The organism is Helicobacter sp. (genome assembly GCF_022511165.1).
Taxonomy (GTDB): domain Bacteria; phylum Campylobacterota; class Campylobacteria; order Campylobacterales; family Helicobacteraceae; genus Helicobacter_C.
The window spans coordinates 16,013-27,527 of sequence record NZ_JAFLSB010000018.1; the positions used below are offsets into that span (position 1 = coordinate 16,013).

The following is an 11,515-nucleotide window of genomic DNA, read 5'->3' on the forward strand; positions in this document are numbered from 1 at the left end:
CGTGAGAGGCAAACCTTAAAGGCGTTGTAGGGGGCGAGGTGTATATCACCGAGCGATATATAAGGGGGAGTGAGATGTATATCATCGAGCCGACTTCGCATTTGTGCAAAGCACCAATCCATACTTGTAAATTCAAGCCCCTCCCCCTTATAAAAAATAGTGAGATTTTAGAATCTAAGCAGATTCTCTTACAATAATGAGATTTTGGCATTTAAAAAATGCGAGATTCTCACCCGCTAGAGCGGCTAAAAGCCCTAAAGCCTACTTGCTCTCATAAATAAAAGGCACGCTATTAATGCCTACATTCATCACTTTTTGGTTAATCTTCATCGTATCTTTAATATCAATATTTTGATATTTTGCAGGGATTTTGGATTGAGGCGTATAGACTTCCCTTAGCACACTGATGATTTGCTTATTATCTTTCACATCAAGCAATCTCTCGCGCAACATACTTGCTTTGGTTGGAGAATCTTGCCCGATGAAGCCAACGATAAGCATATAGACATTAGAGGTTTCAAGGTGTTTTTCGATATTTTGAAGTTCTCTTTGGCAGCTAGGGCAGTTTGGATCTGAAACGATATAGGTAATTTTTTTCACATTTTTGGGGGAGTTTAGCACAATATATTCATCTTTTGGAATCTGCTTAAAAAATCGCTCAAGCGTGGCTTTATCAGGCTTAGAATCATTTTCAATTTGTTTAAGAGCCGAGCCGAGCGTGCCCATATCTTCGCTATTTTGAGCAAAAAATACATTTGAAACCCCGATAATCACCTTGCCGTCTTTGCTTGCAAAAATAGGCACTTGCATATCGCCCACAGCAATAATCACAAATTTTACATCAGGGCTAGATTTGAGATCTTGTGTTTTAATAATTTTTATATTTTGTTTTGTATGGGCTTTAATCGTGCTTTTAAGTGTATCCTCAAAACTCGCCCCAAAACAAAACACACTTGTCATCAAAAAGCAAAAAAACATTTTTTTCATCTTTATTCCTTTAAATAGCCTAAGACGCTTTGAGCGCACACAGCTTGGCTTTATTATGTGAGGGATTGTATAATAAATTGATAAATACATAAGGGAGCGCCATTTGGCATTTTTTGCGCAAAAGCATCAGTTGCATAGAGGATTAATGGAGAAAAAAAGCGCGTATATGATGAGTTCTAAGCATTATCCCTATCGTGCATTGCCTACAAAGGCTTGGCGCAATGAATTTATCCTCTCACTCGGCTCAAATATGCCAAAAGGCGCACAAAGTAGCGTGGAGATTTTGGAGCATTTTTTTATGCGCTTTTATGCCAATAAACGCGTGGAGATTCTTGCCACTTCGCCTATTTGGCGCAATCCTCCCTTTGGATTTAAGGCTCAAGGGGATTTTTATAATGCCATTATGATATGTGGAAGCAATATGGGGCTGCTTGAGCTTTATCGCCTGATGTTTTATACAGAGAGATATTTTGGGCGAGGGCGCAAAAGGGCTTTTAAAAACGCCCCACGCACGCTTGATGTGGATTTAATGTATTTTAATGCGCTTACTCTCAAACTTCCACATTTGCAGATTCCACATCGGGGCTATTTTAATCGCCCTAGCGTAATGCTACCTCTAAGTTTTATTGAGAATCTTTGGGTGTAGATACATAAAGCCTAGAATCTCCTAGCAATAAAGTATATCCTTATTGCCTATTTGCAAGATTCACAGCGCTCTAAGCATATCCTCAAAGCTTTGTTGAAATGCTACAATCCCCTCATTTAAAAGCTTTTGTGAAATATCCTCCCGATGTATCCCTGCATCGCTTAAACTCTCCCAAAAACTATGGCGAGATTTTGGGCTAAGAAGTGTTTTTTGCGCTTTATTTGTGCTTTGTTCATAAGCTCTAATACTCTCAAGTGGCGCGGTATTTACACTATGAGGCAAAATGAGGCTATCAATATAATAGCTTTTGGGCAAATCTTCGCCCTTAACCCCTGTGGAAGCAAACAAAGTGCGGATAGAGCTGTGTTTAAAGCCCTCAATCACCTCATAGCAATCCATTGCATTAATAATCCCCATTTGTCCTCGCAAATGAGAGCCTAAAGCAGAATCCACCGCTCTATCAAAACGCGAAACAAATACGCTTATCACGCCCTGAATCTTGCTGTGTGGCGCGGTATTTTGAATCTCTTTTGTCTCCTCTTTTGCCCCTGCCTTTTTTATCCCCTCTTGCATAGCCAAAGCACATTCTTTTGCTTGATGTGGAGTGAAAATCAAAGTCGCATTCACACTTATGTCCCTTTGCACAAGCGCGCTCATTACCTCATAGCCCACAGGAGTTGCTGGCACTTTTATCATCACATTTGGCATCGCGATGCTCTTATGCAGCCTCACGCCCTCATCTATACTTTTTGGTGCATCATCACACAAAAATGGATCGATTTCAAGGCTTATAAAGCCATTAGCATTATTCTTTTCCCATAAAGGCTTTAAAATCTCCGCGGCTCTTTTAATATCCGCAATCGCAAGATGCTCATAAATATCCTTTGCATTTTTACCCTTTAAAGATGCGATTGCTGCTGCATAAGCAGGGGTTTTTAAGCTTTGAGCAAAAATACTTGGATTGCTTGTGGCGCCTTGAATAAGCCCAGAATCTATAAGCATTCTAAACTCATTTTCTAAAAAATCTCTTTGGATAAAATCACACCACAGACTAAACATTTTGCCTCCCTTAATCTTTTTGTGAAAAATCAAATGGCAATATTATAAACAAAAATCAAGGAGAATCTTATGCGATATAAGTTAATGATGTGTGGTTTTAGCGCGATGTGTGAGGACATACAAGAAGTGCGTGATAGGCTAAAGGTTATCCCTGTGCAAAGGGCGGAGCTAGAGAGTTCGGCTTGTTATGTTTTTGACTTACAAACCGCGCAAACTTATCCTATCTTGCCCCAAGAAAATGGTTGGGTCATACAAGATGAAAATGGCAACATCATTCAATAGAATCTATTTTTGTTTTTTAACTTTTTTAGCTACTTAAGCCTTTTTTCAATGCTGCAAAAAGCAAATTTCTTGAAAGATTCTATAATATTTGAAAAGTTGCAAATTTTGCTTACTTTATCCCCTAAAAACTTTGCACAGCCTTTAAAAGTCGCGTTAATATCTCATCGCTTGCTTTTGTAAAACTTGAGGCGATTTGAGCCTCATTTAAAGATTCTAAGGCAATGCTAGATACTATACTTGCGCTTTTGCTCTTATGATTTTTAAGAGAGATAAGCTCATAAAATACACTAACTTGCGCCTTATATGCGCAATTTTCCTCTACAATATGAAAAGAAAGCAAGGAGAGCTTGAACATCATATCAAAGCTTTGTGTGCCAAGAGGAGGGAGAGAAAACTCTAGGCATTGGCTTTGTGCTTTAAGAAGCAGAGCTGTTTTAAGCAAATCTTGAGGTGGGGCTATCCATTTTTTTGAGCTAAGCGTGTGCATTTGTGAATATTTCGCATCAAACACATAAATATTTGTGTTCTCATAAGGAGCGTTAGAGCGTATATCGAGCAAAGCAACTTTTTTGTTTTGCTTACAAGGGCTTTGACTTTGTGCAAAAGGCTGCAAACTTAAATATGATACCTTATCCACAGAAGAAGCAATTTTTACATCAACACAGCCCGCTAAAATCCACGCACATACACACACTATAATCCGCTTCATTATTTATCCTTTGCGTTTTTGGAATCTTTTGATTCTTGACCAAAAAGGCTATCATAGGGATTCTTATCGACTTTATCTAAAAATGCCGAAGCTCTAGTAAAAAATCCACTCATATCTTGCAAACTCCCTTGTAACTGGAAAAGTGTAGGAGTGAGAATCTCGCGCACATTATATTCTCCATTTTTCATCTGCCTATCAAGCTGCTCACTTATGCTTTTCATATGCGTTGTTGTCTCGTGAATCTCTCTTAAAATAAAATGGATTTCGCTTAAGCTTTGAACATCAAAAAGCGCATTAACATTTCTTAGAAGCATATCGACACTATCGCCTAGCTCACTTGCTTTTGCAATAATTTTATCAAACCCGCCCCTCTCAAGCATAATCACCTTTTTGCCCTCATCATTTGCCTCTAGTATTTCCCCATCATCATTATGAATGAGTGAAAGATAATTTGCCCCTGCTAGTCCTTGTGAGCTAATAATTACTTTTGCGTTTTTGCGTATAGGCAAAATAGATTCAATAAGCATAGTAATTTCAATTGTGCCCTCTTTTATATCCTTAAATTTCACATCACGCACGTGCCCGATACTAATGCCTTTATAGCGAATAGGCGTATTCGTGCCAATCCCCTCAATTTCATTTGAACTATACGCATAATATTGTGCATATTTTGCAGAATCCATTTCAAAGCGATTAAGCCATAATATAAAAGCCACCATAAAAATTAAAACAACAAAAAATATCGCCCCAATCCACACATAACGGACATTGCGCTCCATATTTGCTCCTTCACTTTAATGTGTATTTTTAAAGCTTTCCCAAAAACGCTCTCCGCGTCTGCCGCTAAAGATTTTTGCCTGTGCGTGCCCTTGATATACTTTTGTATAAAGCTCATTTAAACTGCCTTGAAAAACAATTTTTTTATCCTCAAGTAAAATCAATCTATCCACACTATCTTTAATTGAATCCAAATCGTGCGTAACCATTACAATCGTAATTTCTAGCACTTCTTTGAGTCTTAATATAAGTGAATCAAATCGCTCCGAGCTTTGCAAATCTAGCCCACTTGTAGGCTCATCTAAAAATAAAATATCAGGATTAAGAGCTAAGGCTCGAGCCAAAGCTACGCGTTTTTTCATACCACCAGAGAGTTCATAGGGGTATTTAGAGCCTACATCTGCACTTAGCCCCACCATTTCAAGCCACATTTTTGAAATGCGTCTAATGGTCGCCTCATCATATTTGCTCTTTTGTGTGAGTAAAAAACCGACATTATCAAGCACATTCATTGATGAAAATAATGCTCCAAATTGAAACATCACACCGCAACGATCAAGAATCCGCCCACGTTTATCTTCAGCTAAGCTCCAAATATTTTCCCCAAAAAATGTGATAGTTCCTGCGGTTGGTTTCTCTAAAAAAAGCATATTTTTGAGTAATGTGCTCTTGCCACTCCCGCTCCCACCTAAAATACCAAAAATTTCACCTTTTTTCACATCAAAACTAATCCCATCGTGAATAATGACATCATTATATTGTGTATGCAAATTCTCTACTTTGATGATGCTCATATATTTAACCTCATTGTAATCACTGAAAAAATGGCATTAATAAGAATCACCCAAAAAAGAGCATTTACCACGCTTTTAGTTGTTTCAATTCCTACAGATTCAGTATCGCCTTTGACATAAAGCCCACGAAAACACCCTACAAGTGCGATTGCTGCACCAAAAAATGGAGCTTTAACTAAGCCCACCAAAAAATGGCTAATATCCACATATTCATAGAATCGCTCCAAATATTGCACGAAGTTAATGCCTGTTTGGAGCTTCACTGCAAGCATTGCCGCAAATAAACTCACTGCATCAGCAACAAACACAAGTAAAGGCATTACAATCACGAGAGCTAACACACGAGGCAAGATAAGATAATCATAAAGGCTCAAATTCATTGTTTTAAGGGCGTCATTTTCTTCTGTAAGATTCATCACACCAATTTGCGCACTAAAGCTTGATGAACTGCGCCCAGCAATTACAATTGCTAAAATGAAAGGACCCATTTCACGCAAAGAAAGTTTAGCTACAATTTCCACGCTCATCAAAGGTGCGCCCATTTTTTCAAGTTGCAGCACACCTTGTAAGGCAATTGCATAGCTCACAATAAAAGCTGTTAAGAGCGCAACAGGCAAAGCTTTAAATCCGGATTCATTAATATGATAAAAAATAGAGCTTAAACGAAAGCGCGAGGGAGTAAAAAAAGAGCGAAAAAAATACCATAAGCACATTCCACAAAATTGTAAAAAATCAATAAAAGTATGAGTGAGTAGCGCAATCTTTTGCCCTAAAGGAATAAACAAAGAAGCAATAAAAGTAGAAAAATAATAAGGAGATTTAGATTCTAATTTTTGTGAAGATTCTAAAAGCGAAGAAAACATATCATCAATATGCGCTTGTGTGCCAACTAATGTAAAATTCTTTTCTTTGAGTAATTCACATAAAAATGCACAAAATACATAATCAACCGATGAGGTATTGCTAAAATCAAGGATAATCAATGTTTGAGTATGAGAAGAGGCAAGAGATAAAAAAAGAGCCTTTGTAAAATCCTTTTGAGATTTTTTTGACAATCTCCAATCACATTGCCCATAGAATGTAATATGTATCTCATTTGAAGTAGAATGTATCTTAAAATCCATTACTTCCTAAACCTGCCCTTAAATTGATACACTATCATTTGTAGAATCCTTTTTTATTCATAAGAATCTAAAAGCATTCAAAATTATAACAAAAGTTGTAATATCGCACTCTTAAAGCCCCAAGATTCCACACAATATCGCTAAAAATACCAAAATATAAAAATTTTTAGATATAATCGCGTGAATCTATGTGATAACTTTAAATGAGTTATTCACATCTCAAAGCAAAGAAAAAAGGCAGTTTTAAGAACATTTTCACTTTTTCACATTCCTTACTACTGCTACTAAAATCTATTACATAAAGGATATTACAGATGAAAATCTCACTCCCAAAGAATCTACTTGAGAGCGCTCTTACGAATTGCCAAAACTTCCTTGACAAAAGAGATAGATCACAAATTACTTCACATATTTACTTTGAAGTAAAAGAAGATACTTTTATCCTTAAAGCTACTGATTATGAAATTTACCTTGAATCCCATATCAATGTGCCTTCACTCTCTACTGGTAATGCCACTGCAAATGGAAGACAGATTCTAGATACTATTAAACATCTTAAAGATGGCGAAGTTACCATTGAAACAGAACAAGATTCTATCCGTATTTCACAAGGCAAATCACGCACAAAGCTACCAATGTTTAATGCTGATGAATTCCCAAAATTCCCGGAATATGAAGCGAATAAACAGATTCAAATTGAATCTACAAAATTCCTAAGCTCTATCAAAAAAATTAATCCTGCAGTGGATACAAATAATCCCAAATATGAGCTTAATGGCTCTTTACTTGATATTAAAGATTATAGTTTTAATTTTGTCGCTACAGATACAAGACGTCTCGCTCTTATAGAATACAAAAGCCAATCAGTAGATACCCTCTCACTTGTTATCCCTAAAAAAGCTATTAATGAAATAACAAAGCTTTTTATTGATCATTTTGAGATTTATCACAACGGCACACATCTTATCCTTAAAAATGATGAATATACCTTTTATACAAAGCTTATTAATGGCAAATACCCAGATTATGAAAAAATCATTCCTAAAGAATTTAAACACAAAGTTGTTCTTCCTAAAGATAGATTAATTGATGCTTTACAATTTGTTAAAACACTCACAAGTAATATTAAAATCACTTTTACCCCAAATGAGGTGCTTTTTGAATCTCTTAATGAAGAAAGTGGGGAAGCTTCTACACAAATTGAAGCACAAACAGGCATTGAGTATCTAAGTCTTGGCATTAATTCTAAATATATCCTTGATTTTCTCTCACAAATAGATAGCAGTGAATTCACACTTTGTATCAATGAGCCAAATACACCATTTGTCGCCATAGATGACAATTTCTCAACCGTCATTATGCCTGTATTTCTCTAAAAATACAGCTTATTTTTTACCCCTATATTTGGAGTATGAATGGAAAAAAAAGAATACCAAGCAAGTAATATCAAAGTTTTAAAAGGCTTAGAAGCAGTTCGAAAACGCCCGGGTATGTATATTGGCGATACAAACTCTGGCGGTTTGCATCATATGATTTATGAAGTGGTAGATAATTCCATAGATGAGGCTATGGCAGGGTATTGCGATAGAATCAATATTACTCTTACACTTGAAGGAAGTGCCATTATAGAGGACAATGGACGCGGGATTCCTGTGGATCTTCACCCTACAGAAAATCTCCCCGCTGCTACTTTAGTGCTTACTACACTCCACGCAGGTGGAAAATTTGATCAAGATACTTATAAAGTATCTGGCGGTTTGCACGGCGTGGGTGTATCCGTGGTTAATGCCCTTTCCCGCCGCCTTATTATGACAATCAAAAAAAATGGACATATCTATCGCCAAGAATTCGCTCAAGGTATTCCCCAAAGTGAGTTAGAAATCATTGGGGAGAGTAAAAAACACGGCACAACTATTGAATTTTTCCCCGATGGCGAAGTAATGGAAGTGCTTGAATTTGATAGTGAGATTCTTATTCGTAGATTTAAAGAAATGGCATATCTTAACCATAATATCACTATTCATTTTAAAGATGAGCGCACACAATTTGAAGAGACATATCACTTTGAGGGAGGCTTAAGGCAATTTATCCAAGATATAAATAAAAAACCTCTCATCTCATCAGTTATAAGCTTTGAATCAAGTGAGCAAGAATGTGAAGTTGAAATTGCTCTTGCTTATAATGAGGGCTATGATGAGAAGCTCTTAAGCTTTGTTAATAATATCCGCACACCCGATGGTGGCACACACGAGGCAGGATTCCGCGCGGGACTAAGCCGAGCGATTATGAATTATATTGAGGCAAATGCTTCCGCAAGAGAGAAAGATTCTAAAGTCAATGGTGAAGATGTGCGTGAAGGGCTTGTGGCAATTATCTCTACAAAAGTGATTGATCCGCAATTTGAGGGGCAGACAAAAGGCAAACTTGGAAGCTCTTTTGTAAAGCCAATCGTGCAAAAGCTTACTTATGAGAAACTTTCAAAATTCTTTGAGGAGAATCCAAACGAGGCAAAAGCCATTATGCAAAAAGCCATTATGGCGGCGCGTGGGCGAGAAGCTGCTAAAAAAGCACGAGATTTAACGCGCAAAAAAGAGAATTTTTCAGTAGGCACATTGCCGGGTAAATTGGCTGATTGTCAAAGCAAAGATCCAAGAGAATCTGAAATTTATCTTGTAGAGGGTGATAGTGCGGGAGGAAGCGCAAAACAAGGGCGAGATAGGGCTTTTCAAGCGATTTTACCTTTACGCGGAAAGATTTTGAATGTCGAAAAATCTCGCCTTGATAAGATTCTTAAATCTGATGAAATTAAAAATATGATTACTGCTTTTGGCTGTGGGATTGGTGATGAGTTTAATTTAGAGAAGCTTCGCTATCATAAAATTATTATTATGACTGATGCTGATGTTGATGGAAGCCATATACAAACGCTTCTAATGACTTTTTTTTATCGTTATTTAAAGCCACTTATCCAAAATGGACATATCTATATTGCTCAGCCCCCGCTTTATCGTTATAAAAGAGGTAAAAAGGAGATTTATCTTAAAGATGAACGCGCTTTGAGTGAATACCTTATTGAAAATGGCATTGAAAATTTTAGTTTTAAGGGCATTGGGAATAAAGAGCTTTTAGAGATTCTCAAATTTATCTCACATTATCGTAGCGTTCTTAAGGAGCTTGAAAAACGTTATCCTATGCTTGAGGTTGTGCGCTATCTCGTGGAAAATAAGCATTTAGACACCCTCTCTCTCACAGATTTAAGTCAAAATATAGAATCCTTTTTGCAAGGTAAAGAATGTAATATTCTTAATAAAATTACCACACAAGAGCATATTACGCTTTATGTGCAAACAAAAGTAGGGCTTGTAGAGCTTGGTATTAATGATAGGCTTTTTAGGGATAATTTCTTTCAACAAGCGCGTTTTATTTATGAGAAAATCGCAAGCAGAAACCTTGAATTTTTAAAGGGTGAAGATGTGATAGAGTTTTTAGAAAAAATCGAGGAGAGTGCTAAAAAAGATGCTTATATCCAGCGATATAAAGGCTTAGGTGAGATGAATCCAGACCAGCTATGGGAAACCACAATGATGCCTGCAAATCGCACATTTTTGCGTGTAAGAATCGATGATGATAGCTTGAGTGATGATATTTTTACACTTTTTATGGGTGATGAGGTAGAACCGCGTAGAGCCTATATCCAAAAACACGCCAAAGATGTTAAGAATCTTGATGTGTAATGCTTTATTGATTGAAGCTAAAGCTAGAGTTTTTAGCTACTTGTGTAAAAACAATACGCGTAAGATAAATTAAAATTTTATGCTCTCATCATTCATAATATCTATAATCTCGCTCATATCATAATTTTGAAGTTGTTTCTCAAGCTCTTTAAAATAATTTTCAACATTACTTGCATCTAAATAGATTCCAAAGTCTTTAATAGGGATAAAGCTTTTATCTGTAAGCGTTTTAGCAATAAGTGTCCCTATATAAGGATAAAAATGATCATCATCGGGGTAATTTTGCACTTCTTGTGTGATTTCATTGAAGCCCTCAAATTGATAAATGCCTCCAAAAATATCAATATAGAGCCGAATGTATTTTTTATACTCCTCCCATCTTTTGGCAAAATTGATTTGAGATACAAATAAAGCTGTGGTTATAGGCGAAGTGTAAATCACAAAGTGTGATTGAGGATTGTTATTTTTAATACGCATTAGGGCATTTTTAAGTTCTTGTTCATCATAGATGAAATTATTTTTAATAAATTCTAGGGTATGTCTTTTGAGCGTGTGACGAAAGGCTTTTAGCCTCTCTTCCTCTGTTGTTTTCTTTTTGTATTTTATGTTATCCCTTGAGTAATACATATTCCATTGTATCCCTCTTAAATTTTCAAGTGGAATCTCTTTGAGAAGCTTACTTGGGATAAATAATTTTTCCACCTGATTGAAAGGATTTTTTAATGGCTTAAATGTTTTTTCGTATCGCTCTTTAGCTTCTTTTTGATAGTTAGTATTTGCTCCAAAAAAATCTATTTGCAAATAAATCGTCTCTAAAGTATGTCCTTTAGCTTTCATTAGCTCCAAATAAGATTCATATTCAAAAGGAATCATAGAGGCAACAGCAAAATTAAAAAGCTTTTGTCCCTTAAAATCATACTGATTTACAAATGTTGCCCTTGAGCTACCTAGCAACACACTATCATAGGATTCTTTTTTGCCATAATAAATTCTATTTGCCTTTTCTATTCTTTCATCTGTATATTCATAGAAACGATTATATTTATGTGTAGGGGCTCCATATAAAAAGTAGGGATCAATAATAAGGTTTAAAAAGGCTATGAAGATAAAGGGGCATAGTACGCAGACAAATATAGCTACTATCATCTTTTTTTCACCGATAGGTTTAAGGAATAAGCTTTTTAGTTTTTTATACATTTATGCCTCTAAAAATTAAAATACAAAAACGGAGCATAAGGATTGCCTATAAGTGTCTTTAGAGCCCAAAATAATAATATACTTATAAATATCACATAAAATAGATTTGCTTGAAAACTCTCCATTTTCTCTATGCTATTTTTAAACCCCCCACACACTACAAATGCCAAGATGATGTAAATTATCGTATCGTTTCGTCCGCCAAT

12 protein-coding genes are annotated in these 11,515 nt (G+C 36.1%); 5 read left to right on the forward strand and 7 right to left on the reverse strand.

Annotated elements, in window-relative coordinates; all coding sequences use genetic code 11:
* Positions 1-38 precede the first annotated feature (38 nt).
* The gene (locus tag J1E28_RS04080; RefSeq protein WP_291027028.1) at positions 39-197 is read left to right on the forward strand and encodes a hypothetical protein; all 159 of its coding nucleotides are present in this window, start codon (positions 39-41) and stop codon (positions 195-197) included.
* 64 nt (positions 198-261) lie between these two features.
* On the opposite strand, the gene J1E28_RS04085 is transcribed toward J1E28_RS04080, so the two are convergent.
* Positions 262-987: a protein-disulfide isomerase gene (locus J1E28_RS04085; protein ID WP_291027030.1), complete on the reverse strand. Its 726-nt coding sequence runs from the start codon at positions 985-987 to the stop codon at positions 262-264.
* A 103-nt stretch (positions 988-1,090) separates the two neighbouring features.
* On the opposite strand from J1E28_RS04085, the gene folK reads away from it, so the two are divergent.
* The gene (gene folK / locus J1E28_RS04090; RefSeq protein ID WP_291027032.1) at positions 1,091-1,633 is read left to right on the forward strand and encodes a 2-amino-4-hydroxy-6-hydroxymethyldihydropteridine diphosphokinase; all 543 of its coding nucleotides are present in this window, start codon (positions 1,091-1,093) and stop codon (positions 1,631-1,633) included.
* 60 nt (positions 1,634-1,693) lie between these two features.
* On the opposite strand, the gene J1E28_RS04095 is transcribed toward folK, so the two are convergent.
* Positions 1,694-2,692, reverse strand: coding sequence for a transaldolase (locus tag J1E28_RS04095; RefSeq protein WP_291027034.1), 999 nt, complete (start codon positions 2,690-2,692; stop codon positions 1,694-1,696).
* Positions 2,693-2,761: 69 nt separating this feature from the next.
* Between J1E28_RS04095 and J1E28_RS04100 the strand changes: the two genes are divergently transcribed.
* On the forward strand, positions 2,762-2,974 hold the full coding sequence (locus J1E28_RS04100; protein ID WP_291027036.1) for a hypothetical protein: 213 nt from the start codon (positions 2,762-2,764) through the stop codon (positions 2,972-2,974).
* Positions 2,975-3,095: 121 nt separating this feature from the next.
* Here the strand turns inward: J1E28_RS04100 and J1E28_RS04105 are convergent, their stop codons facing one another.
* Genes J1E28_RS04105 through J1E28_RS04120 form a run of 4 tightly spaced genes read right to left on the reverse strand, consistent with a single transcriptional unit; the run spans position 3,096 to position 6,378 of the window.
* Positions 3,096-3,683, reverse strand: coding sequence for a hypothetical protein (locus J1E28_RS04105; protein ID WP_291027038.1), 588 nt, complete (start codon positions 3,681-3,683; stop codon positions 3,096-3,098).
* The gene (locus tag J1E28_RS04110; protein WP_291027040.1) at positions 3,683-4,462 is read right to left on the reverse strand and encodes an MlaD family protein; all 780 of its coding nucleotides are present in this window, start codon (positions 4,460-4,462) and stop codon (positions 3,683-3,685) included. Before J1E28_RS04110 ends, J1E28_RS04105 begins: the two co-directional genes overlap by 1 nt.
* A 15-nt stretch (positions 4,463-4,477) precedes the next feature.
* Positions 4,478-5,254 carry an ATP-binding cassette domain-containing protein gene (locus J1E28_RS04115; RefSeq protein ID WP_291027042.1) on the reverse strand — a complete coding sequence of 259 codons (777 nt, stop codon included), beginning with the start codon at positions 5,252-5,254 and terminating at the stop codon, positions 4,478-4,480.
* Entirely contained in the window at positions 5,251-6,378 is a 1,128-nt protein-coding gene (locus J1E28_RS04120) for an ABC transporter permease (protein ID WP_291027044.1), read from the reverse strand. Before J1E28_RS04120 ends, J1E28_RS04115 begins: the two co-directional genes overlap by 4 nt.
* A gap of 314 nt (positions 6,379-6,692) precedes the next feature.
* Between J1E28_RS04120 and dnaN the strand changes: the two genes are divergently transcribed.
* Both dnaN and gyrB read left to right on the forward strand, forming a co-directional pair.
* Positions 6,693-7,754: a DNA polymerase III subunit beta gene (gene dnaN / locus J1E28_RS04125; protein WP_291027046.1), complete on the forward strand. Its 1,062-nt coding sequence runs from the start codon at positions 6,693-6,695 to the stop codon at positions 7,752-7,754.
* Between the two features lie 39 nt (positions 7,755-7,793).
* Positions 7,794-10,112: a DNA topoisomerase (ATP-hydrolyzing) subunit B gene (gyrB, locus tag J1E28_RS04130; RefSeq protein WP_291027048.1), complete on the forward strand. Its 2,319-nt coding sequence runs from the start codon at positions 7,794-7,796 to the stop codon at positions 10,110-10,112.
* A gap of 69 nt (positions 10,113-10,181) precedes the next feature.
* On the opposite strand, the gene J1E28_RS04135 is transcribed toward gyrB, so the two are convergent.
* Positions 10,182-11,309 (reverse strand): hypothetical protein, encoded by a 1,128-nt coding sequence (locus J1E28_RS04135; RefSeq protein ID WP_291027050.1) that lies wholly within the window; start codon positions 11,307-11,309, stop codon positions 10,182-10,184.
* Positions 11,310-11,515 lie beyond the last annotated feature (206 nt).

Excerpts from the sequence above, each read along its gene's own strand:
- J1E28_RS04115 (WP_291027042.1), bottom strand. The coding sequence starts at position 5,254 with ATGAGCATCATCAAAGTAGAGAATTTGCATACACAATATAATGATGTC.
- J1E28_RS04135 (WP_291027050.1), bottom strand. The coding sequence starts at position 11,309 with ATGTATAAAAAACTAAAAAGCTTATTCCTTAAACCTATCGGTGAAAAA.
- J1E28_RS04085 (WP_291027030.1), bottom strand. The coding sequence starts at position 987 with ATGAAAAAAATGTTTTTTTGCTTTTTGATGACAAGTGTGTTTTGTTTT.
- dnaN (WP_291027046.1), top strand. The coding sequence starts at position 6,693 with ATGAAAATCTCACTCCCAAAGAATCTACTTGAGAGCGCTCTTACGAAT.
- J1E28_RS04105 (WP_291027038.1), bottom strand. The coding sequence starts at position 3,683 with ATGAAGCGGATTATAGTGTGTGTATGTGCGTGGATTTTAGCGGGCTGT.
- J1E28_RS04100 (WP_291027036.1), top strand. The coding sequence starts at position 2,762 with ATGCGATATAAGTTAATGATGTGTGGTTTTAGCGCGATGTGTGAGGAC.
- gyrB (WP_291027048.1), top strand. The coding sequence starts at position 7,794 with ATGGAAAAAAAAGAATACCAAGCAAGTAATATCAAAGTTTTAAAAGGC.
- J1E28_RS04110 (WP_291027040.1), bottom strand. The coding sequence starts at position 4,462 with ATGGAGCGCAATGTCCGTTATGTGTGGATTGGGGCGATATTTTTTGTT.
- J1E28_RS04120 (WP_291027044.1), bottom strand. The coding sequence starts at position 6,378 with ATGGATTTTAAGATACATTCTACTTCAAATGAGATACATATTACATTC.
- J1E28_RS04095 (WP_291027034.1), bottom strand. The coding sequence starts at position 2,692 with ATGTTTAGTCTGTGGTGTGATTTTATCCAAAGAGATTTTTTAGAAAAT.